The following is a 20,597-nucleotide window of genomic DNA, read 5'->3' as shown; positions in this document are numbered from 1 at the left end:
TTCGCGTCTCGGACGGAGTCCGGACGTCAGCCGGTCGCGCGGATCTGCACCTTCGTGCCGCGCGGATGAGTGGTGCCGGCCTCCGGGTTGGTGCTGGTGGCGGTGAACAGGTCCCAGACGAGCTCCGGGACGTTCGACGTGGCCTCGAATCCGGCGGCCTCGAGGGTCGCGATGGCTTCGCGGATGCTGCTGCCCGACACGTCGGGCACGGCGATCGGCTCGGGGCCCTTCGACACGATGAGCTGCGCGGTGTCTCCGGGGCGCCAGTTGCCCTCCTCGGCGCGGTCGGCCACGCCGATGACCCGATCCTCGGCGACGCTGTCGCTGAAGACGAACTGAGACTCGGGGTTGACCTCGATGCCCTTGTCGCGAAGGGTCGCGGTCGCCTGCTCGACGCTCATCCCTCCGACGTCGGGGAAGGGACCGGCCGACACGTAGAGTTCGACGGTGTCGGCCTCGAAGAGCTCGCAGCCCTCGCTGCACTGGTACGCCTCACCGCCGGCGCGCGGCGTCACGAACGCGTTGATGACGATCGACTCCGCGGCATCCGAGAAGAGGATGAGCGAGTCGTCGGCGACGACGACGTTGAGCGTGTCGAGGTACGTGCGCGCCTCGTCCTCGCTCTTGCCGTTGAGGGTCTCTACGGTGTGCGGGGCCGGGCCGGCGGAGACGATCACGGCCACCGCGGCGCCCTTGTCGAGTCTCGCGCCCGCGTCGGGTTCGGTCCTGATCGCGATGCCGGCGTCGACGTCGACCGAGAACTCCTCGGTCTGCGACGGGACGAACCCCTCGGCGGACAGCGCATCGGCAGCCTGCTGAGAGGGAAGGCCCGCCACGGCGGGAACGGGCACCAGTGAACCGGGTCCCGAGCCGAACCACCAGCCCACGGCTCCGGCGAGCACCGCCAGCAGCAGCACCAGGGTGAGGAGGAAGGCGCCTCGCGCGCGCCGCCGGGACGCGCGGCGGCGGAGGATCGTCGCGTTGTCCACCGCCGGCACGGCCGGCGCCGCCGGGTCGTCGATGACCATGGTGCCGGGCATGACCGTGGTGACGTCTCCGGAGTCCGCCTGGTTTCGCTGCGCCGTCGTGGCCGCGGCGACGGCGGGAGCGATGCCCAGGTCGCGCTCGATCTCCCGCAGCCGCTCGAGCATCTGCTGCGCGTCGTCGGGACGCTCGTCCGGCGACTTCTCGGTCGCCCACAGCACCAGCTCGTCGAGCTGCTCCGGGACGGCGGGGTTGCGCACGCTCGGGCGGGGCACCGACTCGGTGGCGTGCTGGAAGGCGATCTGCATCGGCTGCTCGCCCTTGTACGGCTGCTCGCCGACCAGCATCTCGTAGAGCATGATGCCGAGCGCGTAGATGTCGCTGCGGGCGTCGGCCGTGCCCCGGGTCACGAGCTCGGGCGCGAGGTAGGCGATCGTGCCCAGCAGCTGCTGCCCGGTCGCGGTGTTGGCGGTCGTGGCCCTGGCGAGTCCGAAGTCGCCGATCTTGATGCGGCCGTCTTCCGCGAGCAGCACGTTCTCGGGCTTCACGTCGCGGTGCACGATGCCGGCCCGGTGCGCGGCCGACAGGCCGGCGAGGATCGCGTCCATGATGGTGATCGTCTGCGCGACGGTGAGGCGCTTCTGCTCGCGCAGCAGCTCGCGCAGGGTGATGCCCGGCAGGTACTCCATGACCAGATAGGCCAGTTCGCCGTCCTGGCCCTGATCGAAGACGTTGACGACGTGAGGGTCCGCGAGGCGGGCGGCGGCCCGCGCCTCCTGGATGAAGCGGCTCTGGAACGCGGAGTCGTCGCTCAGATGAGCGTGCATCACCTTGAGGGCGATACGACGCTCCAGGCGGAGGTCGGTCGCGACGTACACCGTTGCCATCCCGCCGCGGGCGATGCGGGCCCGCACCCGGTAACGGCCGTCGACAAGCCGCCCGATGAGGGGGTCGGCCTGATGATTGGTCGTCACGTCAAGATTCTATGGAGAAGTGCCGGAAAGGCCGGGGAGCGGCTCACCCCTGGCGGCTGCGGGTTTCGGGGTTCGAGGTTCAGCCGTAGAGCGCGAGCCAGCTGTAGGCCTGCGCCTCCCACTGGCCGTACTTGTCGGGATACGCCGAGATCTGCACCGCCTGAGCGGCATCGGTGAAGGCCATCGACTCCCACCCGGGGATGTCGAGGAGGCCGCGGGTCCGCTGACCGTTCGGGTCGCCGGCGCCCCCGTAGAACACCCTCGTGCTGCGGTCGGGGTCCATGATCTCGGTGGGGGAGCCCCATCCGGTGCTGGGGCGCTGCTGGAAGATGCCCAGTGAGTCGCGGTCGCCCCAGTCGAGGTTGCGCAGCCCGGATTCGACCATGCCGGTCGCCAGCGCGATGGCGATGGCCCGGTCGGAGACGCCGATCTCGCGGCCGATGCGGATGATGAGGGCAGCGTTCGCGGCCTGTTCGCCGTCGAGCGCCGCGCCGGCCGCCGCCGGCGCCGCGGGCGCCGCAGCGGTCGCCGGAGCCGACGGAGCCTGCACGGCGAGGGTCTGACCGGGATAGATGATCGATGAGGCGTCGAGGCCGTTCAGGGCGAGGACGGCCGCTGTGGTCGTGCCGTGCATCCGCGCGATGCCGAAGACCGTGTCACCGGCCACGACGGTGTGCACGATCGCCGTAGCCGGGGCCGTCTGCGGCGCCGGCGACGCGGGCGCGGGCGCCGCAGCGATCGCCGCCGGTGCCGCGGGACCGGCGACGACGATCGCCTGCCCGGGGTAGATGATCGATGCGCGCGTGAGTCCGTTCGCCTGGAGGACCGCGTCGACCGTCGTGCCGTACTTCCCGGCGATGCCGAAGACCGTGTCACCGGAGACGACGGTGTGCACGGTCGTCGCGGGAGCCGGAGATGCCGCTGCGGGCGCCGGCGCGGTCGCCGCGGGGACCGCGGGCTGGAGCGCGAGGGTCTGGCCGGGATAGATGACCGACCGCCACGAGAGTCCGTTCCAGGTGAGCACGTCGACCACGCCCAGCCCGTAGCGCGCGGCGATCGCCGAGACGGTGTCGCCGGGCTGGACCACGTAGCTCGCGGGCGCGACCTGAGCCGGGACGACCCGGATCGGAGTCGACCGGTGGCGCTCGACGGGTGCGGGCGGAGTCGCCTCGGCCGGGGCAGCGACCGCCGTTGCGGTGAGCGCGCCGATGACGGCGGCCGGGGCGCCGAGTCGAAGTCGGCGCCTGCGACGCGTCGCGGTGTCGTGTCTCACAGTGACCCCTTTCCGGAGCACACCACGCTGACACGGATGTATAGAGAAGTCAACAGAAGTGACGCAAGTGAAACCTGTGACAGAAGGGGCGACATGCGACGCGACAGCGGAGGTGAGATAGTGGGCAGCGTGTCAGAGAACGCCGCCGTACAGCCCGCCGCCGAATGGCTCACGATGCCCGATCTCGTCGAGGTCCTCGGCGAACCGCTCGGTCGAGTCCGCCGCCTCATCGACGAGCACCACCTCATCGGATCGCGTCGCAGCGGCGTGTTCCAGGTTCCGGCGGTGTTCATCGTCGACGGGCACCCGCTCAGCTCGCTGCGCGGAACCATCATCGTGCTGCAGGACGCGGGATTCGCGGACGACGAGCTGATCGACTGGCTCCTGAAAGAGGACGACACCCTCGGTCGGTCGCCCATCGACGCCCTGCGGGCGGGTCACAAGAGCGAGGTCCGACGCGTCGCCCGCACGCTGGCCTGAACCGCGGCTCAGGCGGAGCGAACCGTCGCCGCGCGACCGAGATCGCGCAGCTCTCCCACCGCGGCGTTGTCGAGGCGAGCGCCCGCGAGGGCGCGATCGGCCTCCCGTGCGAAGTCGCGGATCAGCTCCTCCACGCGCTCCTGCGCTCCCGAGTCGGTGATCGTCGCCTGCAGGAACGCGACCTGCTGTTCGGTGAGCTCGGGGTCGCCCAGCAGCTCGTCGAAAAGGTTCCTGCTCGACGCGTCCAGCGTCTCCCTCGTGAGAGCGACGAGGACGGTGCGCTTGCCCTCGCGCAGGTCGTCGCCGGTGGGCTTGCCCGTGACGGCCGCGTCGCCGAAGACGCCGAGCATGTCGTCGCGCAGCTGGAATGCCATGCCGATCGGGCGCCCGAAGGCGCGCAATGCCGACAGCTGGTCGTCGTCGGCACCGGCGAGAGCACCGCCGAGGACGAGCGGCTGCTCGATGCTGTATCGCGCCGACTTGAGCGACGCCACCCGCAGCGCTCGCTCGGCATGGGATCGCGGATCGTTGACGATCCACGCCGACTCCTCCGCGATGTCGAGGAACTGGCCCGTCGTGACGTCGCGCCGCATCCGGGCGTACTCACGCCGCACCGCGCCGGCGTGGGCGTGGCCGTCGAGCGCCGACTCGAGGAGGTCGTCGCTCCAGGCCACGAGCAGGTCGCCGAGCAGCACGCCCGCCGCCCGTCCGAACGCCTCCGCGTCGCCCGACCAGCCGCTCGCACGATGCGACGACTCGAGTGCACGGTGGGCGGCCGGGCGGCCGCGTCGGGTGTCGGAGTTGTCGATCAGATCGTCGTGCACGAGCGCTGCCGACTGGAAGATCTCGAGAGCCGCGCAGACGTCCCACACGGCCGTCGTCTCGGTGGCACCCCGGTCCGCGAAGCGTGACACCGCGCGCCATCCGGCATGGCAGAAGCGGGCCCGCAGGCGCTTGCCGCCGTCCGTCGTCTGCGCGGCGGCGTCGAGGAATCCGCGGGCCTCGGCACCGTAGTCCGACGACTCGCTGCGCATGAGGGAGAGGAAGCGATCCAGGCGGGCCGCGACGGCGTCGGGCACGGGGGAAGGGGACGGCACGACTCCCAGCATACGTAAAGGAAGCAGGCCCCGATCGGCTAGCCTCCGGCGCCTCGGCGCGCGTAGAATGAAAGGCACGATACCCGAGGGGGACGAAATGCCACTCTCCGAACAGGAGCAGCGTCTGCTCGACGAGATGGAACGCCATCTCCTGCACAATGACGCCGACGTCGTGAGCGCGCCTTCGGGGGATCGCGCCTTGAGCTATCGCAACCTCGTGTACGGCGCGCTGCTGCTCCTCGCCGGTGTCGGCGGCCTCGTCGCCGGCGTCATCATCGGAGACGTGTGGGGGATCGTCGTCGGGGTGGTCGGCTTCGCCGCCATGCTGGCCGGCGTGATGGTCGCCGTGACCCCCGTGCGTCGCACCGGCCCGACGGCGCCTCGTGCCCGGTCCGCTGCGAAGCCGCAGACCTCCGCATCCTTCATGGATCGGATGAACGACCGATGGGACCGCCGCCAAGACGGTCGCTGACCCCTCCTCTTCTCGAGAAGCCCGGATGCTGAGCATCCGGGCTTCTTGCTTTTCTCCTGCGCCTTCGCACTCGACCCCTGCACAGCTGCTCCACTCGTCCTCCACTTCACTCCACCCCGTCTTTCCGCGGAATATCGTGCGCTCCTGCGGGTATGAGCGCTCCTCTTCCGCGTTTGCCCATAGGTTTGTGGAGGAAAGTGGAGTAAAGTGGGGCGCATCTCGAGTTTGGCCGGACGGAGAGGGGGTGATGGCCGATGTTGCTGGGAACGCATTCCCCGAAACTGGACGACAAAGGTCGGGTCATCCTCCCCGCGAAGTTCCGCGAAGACCTGGGCGGCGGTGTGGTCGTCACCCGTGGTCAGGAGCGCTGCCTCTACGTCTTCAGCACCGCCGAGTTCGAGTCGATGCACGAGCGGATCCGTCAGGCGCCGCTCGCCAACAAGCAGGCGCGTGACTTCATGCGCCTGTTCCTCTCCGGCGCGAGTGCGGAGATGCCCGACAGCCAGAACCGCATCACTCTCCCCGCCCATCTCCGGCAGTACGCCGGACTGCAGAAGGAGCTCATCGTCACCGGAGTCGGCGCTCACGCCGAGATCTGGGACGCCGACAGCTGGAACTCCTACCTCGCCGCCGGCGAAGAGACCTACTCCGACCTCGAGCAGGAGGTGATTCCGGGACTCTTCTGACCACGGCTGTGATGCCCCGCCGCTCCCGCCCCGACACACTTCCCCGGTGCCGGGTCGCGAAGCGGAGGGGGATCAGAGCCGGAGGTCGGACCCGACAGAGATCATGAACCTCCGCGACATCCACACCCCCGTCCTGCTCGACCGCTGCGTCGAGCTGCTCGCGCCCGCCCTCCAGCACGACGGAGCGGTCCTCGTCGACGCGACCCTCGGCATGGGCGGTCACTCCGAAGCCCTCCTCGAGCGATTCCCGCGCATCCGGCTGATCGGACTCGACCGCGACACCGACGCTCTCCGGATCGCCGGCGAGCGGCTCGCGCGGTTCGCCGACCGCGTCACCCTCGTGCACACGGTGTACGACGAGATCGGGCTGCACGCGCAGGGCGCCTCCGGCATCCTGTTCGACCTGGGGGTGTCGTCCCTCCAGCTCGACGAGGCGGACCGCGGATTCGCCTACGCGCAGGACGCCCCCCTCGACATGCGGATGGACCAGACGCGCGGCGTCACGGCCGCCGAGGTCATCGCCTCGTACAGCGAGGGCAACCTGCGCCGCATCTTCGAGCGCTACGGCGAGGAGAAGCTGGCCGGCCGGTATGCGCGCTTCATCGTCGACGCACGGCAGAAGGCGCCCATCACGCGATCCGGCGAGCTCGTCGAGCTTCTCATCGCCGCGACCCCCGCGGCCGCGCAGCGGACAGGACACCCGGCGAAGCGCGTGTTCCAAGCGCTGCGCATCGAGGTGAATGCGGAGCTCAGCGTGCTGGCCGACGCCATCCCCTCCGCCATGGACGCCCTCGCCGTCGGCGGACGCATCGTCGTGATGTCGTACCAGTCGCTGGAGGACCGGCTCGTCAAGCAGGCCTTCACCGCGGCATCCGCCTCCACGGCGCCGGCCGGCCTTCCGGTCGAGCTCCCCGAGCACGCGCCGCGGTTCCGGGTGCTCACCAAGGGCGCCGAACTGGCCGACGACGACGAGCGAGCACGCAACCCGCGTGCCATCCCGGTGCGGCTGCGCGCCGCCGAGAAGCTGCGGGAGAACGCATGAGCGTGAACGCCACCGTCCGCACGGCTCCTCGGCCCTCGGCGCCGAACCGCGCGCCGCGTCCGGCACTGCGGCCGGTGACCCGCGCGGCTCACCGTCGCAAGCCGCGGCTCGCCTACGCGCTGGTCGCGCTCGGCGGCGCCCTCGCGATCGGTGCCGCGCAGATCGCGCTGTCGCTCGCGATCACTCAGGACTCCTTCGCCCTCGCGCAGCTCTCGTCCGATCAGCGCGAACTGAACCTCCGCACCCACGCCCTCCAGGAGGAGCTCACCGGCCTGAGCTCGCCGCAGGTCCTCGCCACCGGTGCCGCCGGACTCGGCATGGTCGTCGCCGGATCGCCGTCGTACCTCCGCCTCAGCGACGGTGCGGTCTTCGGCACGGGCTCCGGGGCGGGCTGGACCTCGACGGTCGATCCGCAGGGAGCAGGCGCGGTGAGCAACGCGCTCATCATCACCCCGCCCCCCGAGACTCCGGTGGCGCAGGACGGCACGGTCGATCCCGCGACGCAGCAGCTCCCGCCCGCCATCACCGACGGGCTCCCCAGCCCCACCACCCACTGACCGCCCGACTGCCACGATCCGACGGAGAGATCGAATGACGACACGAGCCACTCGCGGACCGAGGCGACGCACCGTCGTCGCCCTCGCCGTCATCCTGTCGGTGCTGGCCACCTTCGTCGTGCGTCTGGTCGACATCCAGGTCGTGAGCGCCGACGCGCACGTCACGCAGTCGCTCGAACACCTCGGAGAGGGGTCGACGATCCCGGGCCAGCGGGGCTCGATCGTCGACGCCGACGGCACCGTCCTGGCGTCGAGCGTGCTGGTCTACGACGCGCAGCTCAGTCCGCAGCTGATCATGCTGCTGGAGGAGAAGGATCCGAAGCTGCCGTGGGCGGAGGCTTCCGAGAAGATCGCCGAGATCACCGGCCAGACCGGCGAAGAGGTGCGCACGATCGTCGCCGACGCGCTCGCCGCCAACCCCGACAGCCAGTACGCCGAGCTGAAGAAGTCGCTCAACACCGACCAGTACATCGCCCTGCGGGAGCTCGGCCTCGCCTACCTGTCGATGCCGTCGCGCGAGACCCGGGTGTACCCGAACGGCGCGGTCGCCGGGAACCTCCTCGGCTTCCTCGACAACTCGGGCGCCGCTCAGGCGGGCATCGAGCAGCTCGAGGAGGAATGCCTCGCGCCGGTCGACGGCGAGCTGTCGTACCGCAAGGGCAAGGACGGCGTCGTGATCCCGGGCAGCGAGCGCACCGTGGATGCCGTGAACGGCGGAACCGTGCAGCTGACGGTCAACAGCGATCTCAACTGGTATCTGCAGCAGATGATCGCCGAGGAGGCCCAGAAGCAGGGCGCCAAGGGCGGAACGGTCACGGTCGTCGAGGTCAAGACGGGCAAGATCCGCGCGGCCGCGGAGTGGCCGGCGATGGATCCCAACGACCTCGACTCGTCGACGCCGGAGACCCGCTACAGCCAGATCTTCCACAAGGACTTCGAGCCAGGCTCGACCTTCAAGGCCATCACCGCGGCCGCCGCCATCGAAGGAGCGGGCCTCACCCCGTGGAGCACCGTCAGCGCCGCCTCGCGCGAGACGTTCCCGAACGGTGCCGTCATCAACGACTCGTTCGTGCATCCCGCGTTCGAGTACACGCTCGCCGGCGGGCTCATCGACTCGTCGAACGTGGCGCTGTCGAAGTTCGGCACGATGGTCAGCCCCGACGTGCGCTACGACTACCTGCAGAAGTTCGGCGTCGGCGAGAAGACGCTCGGATTCCCGTCAGAGGTCGGCGGCATCCTGCACCCGGTGAGCGACTGGGACAACCAGTCGCTCTACACGACCACCTTCGGCCAGTACTTCACGGTCACCGCCCCGCAGCTCGCCGGCGCCTACCAGGCCATCGCGAACGGCGGCGAGAAGATCGACCTGTCGCTGATCGAGTCCTGCACCGGCGCCGACGGCACCGTGCACGAACCGGACGCACCGGCGCACGAGCAGATCGTGACGGAGCAGACGGCGGCAGAGCTGACGCGGATGCTGGAGAACGTGGCCGTGCAGGGCGGCAACGCCGATCGCATCCAGGTGCCCGGCTACCGCGTGACCAGCAAGACCGGCACCGCGCAGGTGTCCGACGGCAACGGCGGCTACAAGGCCGGCGTCTACTACACCAGCATGGTCGGCTTCGCTCCGGTGGACGACCCGCAGTACGTCGTCGTGGTCACCCTCGACGAGCCGACTAAGGTTGTATCGTCCGCGGCCACCGCTTCCGCCTTCCAGAAGGCGATGACGCAGGTGATGAAGACCTATCGCGTGATGCCGTCCACTGTTCCGATGGACGAGTTGCTTCCCAAGTTCGGATAGTCGGCGAGAGCCGCGCCTGGAGATGACATGATCGCCTTGACGCTCGCGGAGATCGCCACCGCTGTGAGTGGTGAGCTGCGCCTGGCCGGCGACGACACGGCCGAGTCCGTGGTCGAGGGGACCGTCGACACCGATTCGCGCACCATGGGACCCGGCACGATCTTCGTGGCGAAGCGGGGTGCCGAGACCGACGGCCACAACTTCGTCGGCGCCGCCGTGGAGGCCGGAGCCGTCCTGGCCATCGTCGAGCGCGCGGTCGACGCGCCCGTGTCGCAGATCATCGTCGCCGACGCCGTCGCGGCGCTCGCCGACCTCGCCCGCGAGGTCGTGGCCCGTGTCCGCGCCGGGGGGCGTCTGCGCATCGTGGGCATCACCGGGTCGAACGGCAAGACCACGACGAAGAACTTCCTGGCGCGCATCCTGGCCGACGAGGGCGAGACGGTCGCGCCCGTCAACTCCTTCAACAACGAAGTGGGCGCGCCCGTCACGATGCTGCGCGTGACGCACGGCACCCGCTTCCTCGTGAGCGAGTTCGGCGCCGCCGCGCCCGGCAGCATCGCGCGCCTCGCCGGACTGGTCGAGCCCGACGTCGCCGTCGTCCTCATGGTCGGTATGGCCCACGCGGGCGGATTCGGCGGGATCGAGGCCACAGCCCGGGCGAAGTCGGAGCTCGTGGCGGCCGCACGGCCGACGGGCACGGCGGTGCTCAACCTCGACGATGCGCGGGTCGCCGCGATGCAGGAACTCGCACGATCTCGAGGCATGGACGTCGTGGGCTTCGGGCAGGGTGCCGCCGCGGCCGTGCGCGCGCGCGACCTGGAGGTGACGGCATCCGGCACAGCGTGCGTCATCGAGGCCGGCGGCGAATCGTTCCCGCTGCACCTGCGGGTTCTCGGCGCGCACCACATCACCAACGCGCTGGCGGCGATCGCCGCCGCCGGAGTTCTCGGGGTGTCGCCGTCTGACGCGATCGCCCGGCTCGAGACGGTCGAGGTCGCCGAGCGCTGGCGCATGCAGCCGATGGGCAACGAGCGGGTGCGGATCATCAACGACGCCTACAACGCCAGTCCCGACTCGATGGCGGCGGCCCTGCGCACGCTGGCGCAGATCACCGGGCCCGCGGAGCGCACGGTCGCCGTCCTCGGCGCGATGACCGAGCTCGGCGAGAGCGCGGGGGAGGAGCACGACCGGATCGGCCTGCTCGCCGTGCGACTGAACATCCAGCGGATCGTCGTCGTCGGCCCCGAGGCGCGGAGGCTGTTCCTGGCCGCCGTGGGCGAGGGGTCGTGGAACAGTGAGGCCGTGCACCTCGCCGATCAGGACGCCGCGTTCGACTACCTGCGCACCGAGCTGCGCGACGGCGACCGTGTGCTCGTGAAGTCATCCAACTCCGTGGGCCTGCGGCATCTCGGCGATCGTCTGGGAGAATTGTTCTCGTGAGGTCTCTCATCATGGCGGCGGCGATCTCGCTCGCCTTCACCCTGTTCCTGACCCCCGTCTTCCTGCGGCTCTTCCGGAAGTGGGGCTGGGGGCAGGTGATCCGCACCCCCGAGGCGGTGGAGAACCCCAATCACGAGGCCAAGCGCGGCACCCCGACCATGGGCGGCGTGATCTTCATCGCCGGTTCGATCGTCGGATACTTCACCGGCGTCTTCGTCAGCGGCGAGGTTCCCGCGCTCTCGGCGATCCTGGTGATCTGGCTCATGGTCGGCTTCGGCGCCGTGGGCTTCATCGACGACTACATGAAGGTGCGCAGCCAGCGCAGCCTCGGGCTCTCCGGCTGGCGGAAGATCATCGGCCAGCTGATCGTCATCATCCCCTTCGGCATCGTCGCGCTGAACTTCCCGAACAAATACGGGCAGACGCCCGCGAGCGCGTCGATCTCGCTGTTCCGCGACTTCACCTGGCTCGACCTCTTCGCCTTCGGGGTGATCCTCGGGTGGATCCTCTATCTGGCATGGATCGCGATCATCGGCGTCGCCACGTCGAACAGCGTCAACCTGACCGACGGGCTCGACGGCCTCGCGGCCGGAGCGGGCGTGATCGTCGTCGGCGCGTACAGCGTGATCGCCTTCTGGCAGTTCAAGCAGCCCTGCATCGGGGGCGACCCCGACGCCCTCGGCGGATGCTACGAGGTGCGCGACCCGTTCAACCTCGCCATCATCTCCGCGTCGGTCGCCGCCGGCCTGATCGGCTTCCTCTGGTGGAACGCCCCGAAGGCCAAGGTGTTCATGGGCGACGTCGGCTCGATGGCCATCGGCGGCGTCATCACCGCGATGGCGATCCTCACCCGCACGGAGCTGCTGCTCCTCGTGATCGCCGGCGTCTTCGTGCTCTCGTCCGGCTCGGTCATCCTGCAGCGCCTGTACTTCAAGATCACGCGCGGCAAGCGCCTCTTCCTGATGAGCCCGTTCCACCACCACCTCGAGATGCGCGGATGGTCCGAGGTCACGATCGTCGTGCGCATGTGGATCATCGCCGGTCTGCTCGCCGTATCGGCCATCGGCCTGTTCTACGTCGAATGGCTCACCCGTGTCGGCTGAGCGACTGGCGACGCTGACCAGCTGGAACGCCGACTGGCGCGGACTGCGGGTGGCCGTCCTCGGCCTCTCGATGACGGGCTTCTCGGTCGCCGACACGCTGGCCGAGCTCGGCGCCGATGTGCTCGTGCTCAGCGAGAAGGCCGAGGAGGAGTACGAGCGGCTGCTGCCGGTGATCGGCGCGCGACTCGAGCTCGGCCCCCTCGACGGCGTGCCCGCCGTGCTGGCCGGGTTCGCGCCCGAGGTCGTGATCGCCTCGCCCGGTTTCGCGCCGTCGCATCCGCTCATCCGCTGGGCTGAGGAATCGGGCATCGCGATCTGGGGCGACGTCGAGCTGGCCTGGCGCGTGCGCGACAAGGTGCTGCGCGCCGACGGCGCACCCGCCGACTGGATCCTCATCACCGGCACGAACGGCAAGACGACGACGACGCAGCTCACCGCGTCCCTCCTCGTCGAGGGAGGCCTGCGTGCCGCGCCGTGCGGCAACATCGGCGTCCCCGTGCTCGACGCGGTGCGCGATCCCGGCGGCTTCGACGTGCTCGTGGTCGAGCTGTCCAGCCACCAGCTCTGGTACCTCGGCCGATCGGCGCCGGAGGGGCAGCTGTACCCGCTGTCATCGGTGTGCCTGAACCTCGCCGACGATCATCTGGTGTGGCACGGGAGCGCGGCCGCCTACCGCGAGGCCAAGGCCGTCGTGTACCGCAACACCCGGGTCGCCTGCGTCTACAACAAGGCCGACCTCGCGACACGCGAGATGGTCGAGGAGGCGGACGTGGTCGAGGGAGCGCGCGCCATCGGCTTCGATCTCGGCATCCCCGGTCCGAGCGACCTCGGGATCGTGGAGGGGCTGCTCGTCGATCGCGCCTTCCTCGACGAGCGCGCCCGCAGCGCCCTCGAGCTGACCACGGTCGCCGACCTCGACCGGGTGGGACTCTCGGCACCCCACATCGTGCAGAACATCCTCGCCGCCAGCGCCCTCGCGCGCTCGGTCGGCGTGGAGCCCGAGGCGATCCACGCGGCGCTGCAGGGATTCCGCCTCGACGCCCATCGGATCGAGGTCGTCGCGCGTCACGCCGGCGTCACGTGGGTCGACGACTCCAAGGCCACGAATCCGCATGCCGCCGCGTCGTCGCTGCGCGCCTACCCCGGGGCGGTGTGGGTGGTGGGCGGCGACCTCAAGGGCGTCGACATCGGCGATCTCGTCGCAGACGTGGGCGGCTCGGCTCGCGCGGCCGTGGTGATCGGCGTCGAGCGGGGCGACGTCGTCGCGGCATTCCGGCGACACGCGCCCGTGGTTCCGGTGTTCGAGGTCGAAGCTCGCGAGACTGGTCAGGTCATGAGACGCGTCGTGGAGATCGCGGCGGGGATCGTCGGCGACGAGGGCACGGTGCTGCTGGCCCCGGCCGCCGCATCCTTCGATCAGTTCTCCAGCTATGCGGATCGCGGCCACCGCTTCGCCGAGGCGGTGCGGGAGTGGATCGACCGGGGGAGCGCCGATGACGCAGGTATCCCGCCCGCCGCGGTCTGAGTCCGGAGGCCTCGCGGCGCGCGTCTCGCTCGGTCGCCGGTTCACCCCGGTGTCGACGGAGTTCCTGCTGATCGCGTCGACCGCCCTGCTGCTGACCCTGTTCGGCCTGGTGATGGTCCTGTCGGCGACGAGCGCGACCGCGGTCGCCGACGGCGCGAATCCCATGGACGGCGTGCTCCGGCAGGGCGTGTTCGCCCTGCTCGGCATCCCGATCATGTTCCTGATCAGCCGCGTGCCGATCGCCTTCCTCAAGCGGATGGCCTGGCCCGCGCTCTTCGGCGCCGTGGCCCTGCAGATGCTCGTCTTCACCCCGCTCGGGATCGCCGACGGCGGAAACCGCAACTGGATCAAGGTCGCCGGCTTCACCCTCCAGCCGTCGGAGTTCCTGAAGCTCGCTCTCGCGCTCTGGATCGCCGCCGTGCTGCTGCGCAAGCGCACGATGCTCGGCACCTGGCACCACGTGTTCATCCCGGTGATCCCCGTGGGCGCCCTCGCGATCGGCACCGTGCTGGCCGGACGAGACCTCGGCACCGCGATGGTGCTGGTGCTCATCCTGCTCGGCTGCCTCTTCTTCTCCGGGGTGAAGCTGCGGCTGTTCATCATCCCGGTGATCCTCGGCGTGATCGCGGTGCTGGCCTACGCCCTCTCCAGCGAGGACCGGATGCGGCGCATCACGGCCACGTGCGACGACATGTCGCTCTACTACACCGACTGCTACCAGTCGATCCACGGGATCTGGGGGATGGCCTCCGGCGGCGTCTTCGGGCTCGGGCTGGGCAACTCGCAGGAGAAGTACGGCTGGCTGCCCGCCGCGGGCAACGACTTCATCTTCGCGATCGTGGGCGAGGAGCTGGGTCTGATCGGATGCATCGTGGTGCTGGCCCTGTTCACCTTCTTCACCGTCGGTGCGTTCCACATCATCCGCAAGACGCCGGATCCGTTCATCCGCGTGGCGGCCGGGGGCATCACGGTCTGGATCGTCGGCCAGGCGGTGCTCAACATCGGCGTCGTCATCGGCGTGTTCCCCGTCATGGGCGTCCCGCTGCCGTTCATGTCGCAGGGCGGCACGGCACTCCTCGCCGTGCTGATCGCCTGCGGCGTGCTGCTCGCCTTCGCGCGCACCCTGCCCGCCGAGAAGCCCTCAGCCGCGCGGGGTAGGGTCGCCAGGTGACCTCGTACCTCCTCGCCGGCGGTGGCACCGCCGGCCATGTGAACCCCCTGCTCGCCGTCGCCGACGCTCTGCGCGAGCGCGACGCCGCGGCATCCGTCCTCGTGCTGGGGACGGCGGAGGGGCTGGAGTCGCGACTGGTCCCGGAGCGGGGGTACGAGCTGCTGGTGGTCGACAAGGTGCCCTTCCCGCGTCGGCCCGGTCGTCAGGCGGCGACCTTCCCCGTGCGCTTCCGCCGCGCCATCGCCCAGGTGCGCGCGCACATCCGCAGCCACGCGATCGACGTCGTCGTCGGCTTCGGAGGCTATGCGTCGGCCCCGGCGTACGTCGCCGCCCGTCGTGAGGGCGTCCCCTTCGTCGTGCACGAGGCGAACGCGCGGCCCGGGCTGGCCAACGTCCTGGGTGCGCGTCGTGCCGCCGGCGTCGGGGTGGCCTTCGCCGGCACGCCCCTCCGCGGGGGCGAGGTCGTGGGCATGCCGCTGCGACGCGAGGTGATCTCGCTCGACCGCGCGGCGACGCGGGCCGAGGCCGCCGAGCACTTCGGCCTCGATGCGAGCCGGCCGGTGCTGCTCGTGTTCGGCGGCTCGCTGGGGGCGCAGCGACTCAACGAGGCCCTGGCGGACGCCTGGCCGGATGTGCTCGCGACGGGCTGGCAGTTGCTGCACGTGACGGGGGAGCGGAGCGACCTCAGCGATCCCGGAGTCCCCGGCTATGTGCTCCGGCGGTACGTCGACCGCATGGACCTCGCGTTCGCCCTCGCCGACCTCATCGTGTCGCGATCGGGCGCCGCGACGGTGAGCGAGGTCAGTGCCCTCGGCATCCCGGCGCTGTACGTGCCGTACTCCGTCGGGAACGGGGAGCAGCGCCTCAACGCCGCGTCCGCGGTCGCGGCAGGGGCGGCCGAGCTGCTCGACGACGCCACCTTCGACGGCGGCGCGGTGCGGCGCATCGTCGTGCCGCTGCTCGGCGACCGCGAGCGCATCGCCCGCATGGCGGCCGCCGCCGAGACGGTCGGGACACGCAACGGAACCGAGAACGTCATCGCCCTCGTCGACCGTGCGCTGGGCGCCGCGTGACGCGGTCGTTCGACGCGAGGAAAAGTAGACTGAACCCGACATGATCAGACCCGACCTCTCCCTCCCGATCCCCGAGACGATCACCTCCGCGCACTTCATCGGCATCGGCGGTTCCGGCATGAGCGGCCTCGCTCGGATGTTCCTCGATGCGGGCATCCGCGTCTCCGGATCCGACCGTGCGGACAGCGACAACCTCCGCGCGCTGGCGGCCGCGGGGGCGACCGTGCACGTCGGGCACGACGCCGCGCACCTCGGCGACGCCGACACCGTGGTGCACACCGGCGCGATCTGGCCCGAGAACCCCGAGTTCGTCACCGCCAAGGAGCGCGGCCTCCACGTCATCCACCGCTCGCAGGCCCTCCACTGGCTGATCGGCTCGCGGCGCCTGGTCTCGGTGGCCGGAGCGCACGGCAAGACGACCTCGACCGGCATGATCGTGACGGCGCTGCGCGAGCTCGGCGCCGACCCGCACTTCGTCAACGGCGGTGTCATCGAGCAGCTCGGCACGTCGAGCGCGACGGGGGAGGGCGACCTCTTCGTCATCGAGGCCGACGAGTCGGACGGCACCTTCCTCCTCTACGACACGGCCGTCGCCCTGATCACCAACGTCGACCCCGATCATCTGGACCATTTCGGGTCCGACGAGGCGTTCCACGACGCTTTCGCCCGATTCGCGGATGCCGCCTCCGAGGCGGTCGTGATCTCGAGCGACGACGCCGGTGCGCTCCGTGTGCGCGCAGGGATGACGCACCGCACCGTGATCACCTTCGGGCAGGCGGAGGGAGCGGACGTCCGCCTCACCGAGATCGTCGCCGCCGGACCGGTCGCGGCGACCCTCACGCACGGCGGCGAGAGCGTGCGGATGCAGCTCGCGGTGCCGGGCGTGCACAACGCCGTCAATGCCGCGGGGGCCGTCGCGGTGCTGCGCGCGCTCGGTCACCCGCTGGCCGACGCGGTGCGCGCGGTGGAGGGGTTCGCGGGCACCGTCCGCCGGCTCGAGCAGCACGGCGTCGAGCGCGGTGTCGCCGTCTTCGACGACTACTCCCATCATCCGACCGAGGTCCGCGCCGCGCTCGAGGCCATGCGCAGCATCGCCGGATCGGGGCGGATCATCGCCATCCAGCAGCCGCACACCTACTCGCGCACGCAGCACATGTATCAGGAGTTCGCCGACGTGCTCGAGCGGTACGCCGATCACACGGTGATGCTCGACGTCTACGGCGCCCGTGAAGACCCTGTGCCCGGGGTGACCGGTGCGCTGGTGAGCGACGCCTTCCGAGATCAGGAGCACGTGCACTACGTGCCCGACTGGCAGGAGGCCGCCGACTACACCGCGACGGTCGCTCGCGAGGGCGACTTCGTCATCACGCTCGGGTGCGGGAACGTCTATCAGCTCATCCCTCAGGTCCTCGACTCCCTTCGCCGGACTGCCGGAGCCTGACCGTGCGTCGGCCTGCACCGCTTCCGACGGCCCCGGGGGGCCCGGAGCAGAAGGATGCCGTGCCGGCGGACACCGCCGATCGCCGCCGGCGGGACGAGACCTCCGGTCCGGGCGCCGTCGCCGAGGAGGCGCCCCCGGCCGCTCCCGTCGACCCGGCCGTCGAGGAAGAGCCGCAGCCCACCTCGACGCGCGATGTGTGGCGCGCGGCCCGTGCGCGGCGGAAGGCGCTGCGCGCCGAGATCCGGCGATTCACCCAGCGGTCGCGACGTCGCCGCATCGCCTGGCTCAGCGGCATCGCCGCGGTGGTGCTGCTGATCGGCGGCAGCGTCGCCGCGGCGTACAGCCCGCTCTTCGCGGTCGAGAGGATCACGGTGACGGGTGCGACCACTCTCGACACCGCCGCCGTCGAGGCGGCGCTGGCCGGGCAGCTGGGAACCCCTCTGGCCCTCGTCGACACGAGCGAGGTGAAGGCGGCGCTGCTGGCGTTCCCCTTGATCGAGACCTATGCGCTCGAGGCGCGTCCGCCGCACGATCTCACCGTGCGGATCGTCGAGCGGACCCCGGTCGGGGTCATCCGCTCGGAGGCGGGATACACGCTGGTCGATGCGGCGGGCGTCGTGCTGGCGACGACGTCGGATCAGCCCGCGGGTCAGCCCCTGATCGATGTCGAGGGCGGCGTCGACTCGTCGGCATTCCGCAGCGCCGGGCTCGTCGTACGGTCGCTGCCCGCCGACATCCGGGCGGCGCTCACCGGCGTGCGCGCCACGACCGCCGACGACGTCACGCTCACGCTCAGCACCGGGCTGACGGTGGTCTGGGGCAGCGCCGAGGAGTCGGGGCTCAAGGCGCTCACGCTCGCCCGCACGCTGGGTGCGCACCCGGATGCCGCGAGCATCGACGTCACATCTCCCGACGTCGCCGTCGTCGGCTGATCGGTTTCGGGGGAATGGCGCGACACGCCCGTGTCGCTGCGCGTGCGCGGGCATGCGGCGCTTACCTTCGATCACAGGGAACGCAATACCGGGAAATACTTTACACCTCTACTTGAGGTTTAAGGTTCAGCCCGACTCCTCGTCAACGAACACAAGGCTCGAATATCGGAGGCCGGCCATGAGCCAGAACCAGAACTACCTCGCCGTGATCAAGGTCGTCGGCGTCGGCGGTGGCGGCGTCAACGCCGTGAACCGAATGATCGATCTCGGCCTGCGCGGCGTCGAGTTCATCGCCGTGAACACCGACGCCCAGGCGCTGCTCATGAGCGACGCCGACGTGAAGCTCGACGTGGGTCGCGAGCTGACCCGCGGGCTCGGCGCCGGCGCCGATCCCGAGGTCGGGCGGCGCGCCGCGGAGGACCACGCCGAAGAGATCGAGCAGGCCCTGACCGGGGCCGACATGGTCTTCGTCACGGCCGGCGAGGGCGGCGGCACCGGAACGGGCGGCGCGCCCGTGGTCGCGCGCATCGCGAAGTCGATCGGCGCCCTCACCATCGGTGTCGTCACCAAGCCGTTCTCGTTCGAGGGTCGTCGTCGCCAGAGCCAGGCCGAGGCCGGCGTGGCGAAGCTGAAGGAAGAGGTCGACACCCTCATCGTCGTCCCCAACGACCGGCTGCTCGAGATCAGCGACCGCGGCATCTCGATGATCGAAGCGTTCGCGACCGCCGACCAGGTGCTCCTCGCCGGTGTGCAGGGCATCACCGACCTGATCACCACCCCGGGTCTCATCAACCTGGACTTCGCCGACGTCAAGTCGGTCATGCAGGGCGCCGGATCCGCCCTCATGGGCATCGGCTCCGCCCGTGGCGCCGACCGCGCCATCAAGGCCGCGGAGCTGGCCGTGGAGTCCCCGCTGCTCGAGGCGAGCATCGAAGGAGCGCACGGCGTGCTGCTCTCGATCCAGGGTGGCTCGAACCTCGGCATCTTCGAGATCCACGACGCCGCCGACCTCGTCAAGGAGGCCGCGCACCCGGAGGCGAACATCATCTTCGGAACGGTCATCGACGACACGCTCGGCGACGAGGTGCGCGTCACGGTGATCGCCGCCGGATTCGACGGCGGCGAGCCCTCTCTCCGCCTCGACCCGATGGTCGTGTCGCGACCCGCGGCGACCACGTTGCCCGAGGTCTCGCTCACCGAGGTCGAGTCGAGCAAGGGAGCCGCGGCCGAGTCGGAGCCCGTGCAGCAGCGCGTTCCGGCGACGAGCATCGAGCCGGCGTTCGCCGACGATGACATCGACATTCCCGAATTCCTGAAGTGACGGACGAGGCGACCCGAGCCGAGAGCGGATCCCCGCTGGCCGTGCGGCTGTCGGCGATCGACGAACGCATCGCCGACGCCGCGCGGTCCGCCGGTCGCGATCCGGCCGAGCTCACTCGGATCGTCGTCACCAAGTTCCACCCGGCGTCGCTGGTGAGCGACCTGCGTGCGCTCGGCGTGCGCGAGGTGGGCGAGAACCGGCAGCAGGAGCTCTCGGCCAAGGCCGCAGAGCTCGCCGACCTCGATCTGCGTTGGCACTTCATCGGGCAGGGGCAGACCAACAAGGCGTCGGCGATCCGCAGGAGCGCCGACGTGGTGCATTCGGTCGACCGCGAGCGGTTCGCCGACGCGCTCCACCGGGCTGCCGAGGGTGACGACGTGCTCGACGTTCTCGTACAGGTGAACCTCACGGACGATGCCGCCCGCGGCGGCGTCGAACCCATCGGCGCAGCCGCCCTCGCCGAGCATGTGCTGAGGCTCCCGACGCTTCGTCTGCGCGGAGTCATGGCGGTCGCCCCTCTCGATGAGGAACCGGCATCCGCGTTCTCCCGGCTCCGGGAGGTGTCGGAGCGGATACGAGCTCTCGACCCGTCGGCCACCTGGATCTCGGCGGGCATGACGGGGGATTTCGCCGAGGCGATCGACGCCGGCGCGACACACCTCCGGATCGGCTCCGCAATAACCGGACCCCGGCCCGACCGGGGTTAACCTGTGAAAAGACCGCCCGCAACTCTCGAACCGGAGGACACGATGGGTAACCCGCTGAAGAAGACCATGGTGTATCTCGGCCTCGCTGACGAGGAAGAGGTGTACGAAGAGGAGACGCAGACTCCCGCCCGTGCCCACCGCGAGCGCGACCGTGACCGTGAAGAGCCGGCGCCGGCTCCCGTGACGCCGCTGCGTCGCCCCGTCGCCGTCCGCCAGCCCGCAGCAGGAGCCGTGAACGAGATCCTCACCGTCCACCCGAAGCAGTACCGCGACGCGCAGCTGATCGCCGAGAGCTTCCGCGAGGGCGTGCCCGTCATCATCAACCTCTCCCAGATGAGCGATGCCGACGCGCGTCGACTCATCGACTTCGCCAGCGGACTCTCCCTCGGCCTCTACGGCCGCATCGAGCGTGTGACGTCGAAGGTGTTCCTGCTGTCCCCGGAGAACATCGCTGTGTCGGGACACGGGGGAATCGCGCACGCAGACGCCGAGTCTGCGGGCTTCGACCAGTCATAGCC

Annotated in this window: 19 protein-coding genes; 16 read left to right on the top strand and 3 right to left on the bottom strand. The window is 70.3% G+C overall.

Translation table 11 applies throughout. The features are described 5' to 3' along the window. Nucleotides 1–26: 26 nt before the first annotated feature. Together pknB and AB3M90_RS07570 are read right to left on the bottom strand one after the other, a co-directional pair. On the bottom strand, nucleotides 27–1,958 hold the full coding sequence (pknB, locus tag AB3M90_RS07575; protein WP_412951091.1) for a Stk1 family PASTA domain-containing Ser/Thr kinase: 1,932 nt from the start codon (nucleotides 1,956–1,958) through the stop codon (nucleotides 27–29). Between the two features lie 79 nt (nucleotides 1,959–2,037). Continuing rightward, a complete protein-coding gene (locus AB3M90_RS07570; RefSeq protein WP_412951089.1) occupies nucleotides 2,038–3,231 on the bottom strand; it encodes a LysM peptidoglycan-binding domain-containing protein in 1,194 nt (397 codons plus the stop codon). Nucleotides 3,232–3,351: 120 nt separating this feature from the next. Here AB3M90_RS07570 and AB3M90_RS07565 point away from each other — a divergent pair, with 120 nt between their 5' ends. Further along, nucleotides 3,352–3,711, top strand: coding sequence for an Rv2175c family DNA-binding protein (locus AB3M90_RS07565; RefSeq protein WP_412951087.1), 360 nt, complete (start codon nucleotides 3,352–3,354; stop codon nucleotides 3,709–3,711). Between the two features lie 8 nt (nucleotides 3,712–3,719). On the opposite strand, the gene AB3M90_RS07560 is transcribed toward AB3M90_RS07565, so the two are convergent. Continuing rightward, nucleotides 3,720–4,808 carry a polyprenyl synthetase family protein gene (locus AB3M90_RS07560; RefSeq protein ID WP_412951085.1) on the bottom strand — a complete coding sequence of 363 codons (1,089 nt, stop codon included), beginning with the start codon at nucleotides 4,806–4,808 and terminating at the stop codon, nucleotides 3,720–3,722. A 97-nt stretch (nucleotides 4,809–4,905) separates the two neighbouring features. Here AB3M90_RS07560 and AB3M90_RS07555 point away from each other — a divergent pair, with 97 nt between their 5' ends. The 15 genes from AB3M90_RS07555 to AB3M90_RS07485 all read left to right on the top strand — a co-directional run bounded on the left by AB3M90_RS07555 (nucleotide 4,906) and on the right by AB3M90_RS07485 (nucleotide 20,595). Further along, nucleotides 4,906–5,280 (top strand): SCO2097 family morphological protein, encoded by a 375-nt coding sequence (locus tag AB3M90_RS07555; protein ID WP_412951083.1) that lies wholly within the window; start codon nucleotides 4,906–4,908, stop codon nucleotides 5,278–5,280. Nucleotides 5,281–5,534: 254 nt separating this feature from the next. Further along, nucleotides 5,535–5,966, top strand: a complete 432-nt coding sequence (gene mraZ / locus AB3M90_RS07550) for a division/cell wall cluster transcriptional repressor MraZ (RefSeq protein ID WP_412951081.1) — start codon at nucleotides 5,535–5,537, stop codon at nucleotides 5,964–5,966. Nucleotides 5,967–6,069: 103 nt separating this feature from the next. Then, entirely contained in the window at nucleotides 6,070–7,008 is a 939-nt protein-coding gene (rsmH, locus tag AB3M90_RS07545; protein ID WP_412951079.1) for a 16S rRNA (cytosine(1402)-N(4))-methyltransferase RsmH, read from the top strand. Further along, on the top strand, nucleotides 7,005–7,565 hold the full coding sequence (gene ftsL / locus AB3M90_RS07540) for a cell division protein FtsL (protein WP_412951076.1): 561 nt from the start codon (nucleotides 7,005–7,007) through the stop codon (nucleotides 7,563–7,565). Before rsmH ends, ftsL begins: the two co-directional genes overlap by 4 nt. A gap of 34 nt (nucleotides 7,566–7,599) precedes the next feature. Then, nucleotides 7,600–9,366, top strand: coding sequence for a peptidoglycan D,D-transpeptidase FtsI family protein (locus AB3M90_RS07535; RefSeq protein WP_412951074.1), 1,767 nt, complete (start codon nucleotides 7,600–7,602; stop codon nucleotides 9,364–9,366). A gap of 27 nt (nucleotides 9,367–9,393) precedes the next feature. Beyond that, nucleotides 9,394–10,806 carry a UDP-N-acetylmuramoyl-tripeptide--D-alanyl-D-alanine ligase gene (locus AB3M90_RS07530; RefSeq protein WP_412951073.1) on the top strand — a complete coding sequence of 471 codons (1,413 nt, stop codon included), beginning with the start codon at nucleotides 9,394–9,396 and terminating at the stop codon, nucleotides 10,804–10,806. Continuing rightward, nucleotides 10,803–11,909, top strand: coding sequence for a phospho-N-acetylmuramoyl-pentapeptide-transferase (gene mraY, locus AB3M90_RS07525; RefSeq protein ID WP_412951071.1), 1,107 nt, complete (start codon nucleotides 10,803–10,805; stop codon nucleotides 11,907–11,909). The genes AB3M90_RS07530 and mraY overlap by 4 nt, the downstream gene beginning before the upstream one ends. Continuing rightward, nucleotides 11,899–13,434, top strand: coding sequence for a UDP-N-acetylmuramoyl-L-alanine--D-glutamate ligase (murD, locus tag AB3M90_RS07520; RefSeq protein ID WP_412951068.1), 1,536 nt, complete (start codon nucleotides 11,899–11,901; stop codon nucleotides 13,432–13,434). The genes mraY and murD overlap by 11 nt, the downstream gene beginning before the upstream one ends. Then, a complete protein-coding gene (gene ftsW, locus AB3M90_RS07515) occupies nucleotides 13,403–14,605 on the top strand; it encodes a putative lipid II flippase FtsW (protein WP_412951065.1) in 1,203 nt (400 codons plus the stop codon). Before murD ends, ftsW begins: the two co-directional genes overlap by 32 nt. Next, the gene (locus AB3M90_RS07510) at nucleotides 14,602–15,678 is read left to right on the top strand and encodes a UDP-N-acetylglucosamine--N-acetylmuramyl-(pentapeptide) pyrophosphoryl-undecaprenol N-acetylglucosamine transferase (protein WP_412951062.1); all 1,077 of its coding nucleotides are present in this window, start codon (nucleotides 14,602–14,604) and stop codon (nucleotides 15,676–15,678) included. Before ftsW ends, AB3M90_RS07510 begins: the two co-directional genes overlap by 4 nt. A 40-nt stretch (nucleotides 15,679–15,718) precedes the next feature. Then, complete coding sequence (gene murC, locus AB3M90_RS07505; protein ID WP_412951060.1) at nucleotides 15,719–17,119, top strand: UDP-N-acetylmuramate--L-alanine ligase; 1,401 nt, start codon at nucleotides 15,719–15,721, stop codon at nucleotides 17,117–17,119. Nucleotides 17,120–17,121: 2 nt separating this feature from the next. Next, nucleotides 17,122–18,051 carry a cell division protein FtsQ/DivIB gene (locus tag AB3M90_RS07500; RefSeq protein WP_412951058.1) on the top strand — a complete coding sequence of 310 codons (930 nt, stop codon included), beginning with the start codon at nucleotides 17,122–17,124 and terminating at the stop codon, nucleotides 18,049–18,051. 178 nt (nucleotides 18,052–18,229) lie between these two features. Continuing rightward, a complete protein-coding gene (gene ftsZ, locus AB3M90_RS07495; RefSeq protein WP_412951056.1) occupies nucleotides 18,230–19,372 on the top strand; it encodes a cell division protein FtsZ in 1,143 nt (380 codons plus the stop codon). Continuing rightward, nucleotides 19,369–20,079, top strand: coding sequence for a YggS family pyridoxal phosphate-dependent enzyme (locus AB3M90_RS07490; protein ID WP_412951054.1), 711 nt, complete (start codon nucleotides 19,369–19,371; stop codon nucleotides 20,077–20,079). Before ftsZ ends, AB3M90_RS07490 begins: the two co-directional genes overlap by 4 nt. Before the next feature lie 42 nt (nucleotides 20,080–20,121). Continuing rightward, the gene (locus tag AB3M90_RS07485) at nucleotides 20,122–20,595 is read left to right on the top strand and encodes a cell division protein SepF (RefSeq protein WP_412951051.1); all 474 of its coding nucleotides are present in this window, start codon (nucleotides 20,122–20,124) and stop codon (nucleotides 20,593–20,595) included. Nucleotides 20,596–20,597: the final 2 nt, after the last annotated feature.

It is taken from the genome of Microbacterium martis (assembly GCF_047246685.1).
Classification (GTDB): domain Bacteria; phylum Actinomycetota; class Actinomycetes; order Actinomycetales; family Microbacteriaceae; genus Microbacterium.
Note: the sequence above shows the minus strand (reverse complement) of the source record. Positions and strands in the feature narration are given on the sequence as shown.

Bases quoted from the DNA above. Each gene is read 5' to 3' on its own strand.
- AB3M90_RS07555 (WP_412951083.1), top strand. From the start codon at position 4,906: ATGCCACTCTCCGAACAGGAGCAGCGTCTGCTCGACGAGATGGAACGC.
- mraZ (WP_412951081.1), top strand. From the start codon at position 5,535: ATGTTGCTGGGAACGCATTCCCCGAAACTGGACGACAAAGGTCGGGTC.
- rsmH (WP_412951079.1), top strand. From the start codon at position 6,070: ATGAACCTCCGCGACATCCACACCCCCGTCCTGCTCGACCGCTGCGTC.
- ftsL (WP_412951076.1), top strand. From the start codon at position 7,005: ATGAGCGTGAACGCCACCGTCCGCACGGCTCCTCGGCCCTCGGCGCCG.
- AB3M90_RS07535 (WP_412951074.1), top strand. From the start codon at position 7,600: ATGACGACACGAGCCACTCGCGGACCGAGGCGACGCACCGTCGTCGCC.
- AB3M90_RS07530 (WP_412951073.1), top strand. From the start codon at position 9,394: ATGATCGCCTTGACGCTCGCGGAGATCGCCACCGCTGTGAGTGGTGAG.
- ftsW (WP_412951065.1), top strand. From the start codon at position 13,403: ATGACGCAGGTATCCCGCCCGCCGCGGTCTGAGTCCGGAGGCCTCGCG.
- murC (WP_412951060.1), top strand. From the start codon at position 15,719: ATGATCAGACCCGACCTCTCCCTCCCGATCCCCGAGACGATCACCTCC.
- ftsZ (WP_412951056.1), top strand. From the start codon at position 18,230: ATGAGCCAGAACCAGAACTACCTCGCCGTGATCAAGGTCGTCGGCGTC.
- AB3M90_RS07485 (WP_412951051.1), top strand. From the start codon at position 20,122: ATGGGTAACCCGCTGAAGAAGACCATGGTGTATCTCGGCCTCGCTGAC.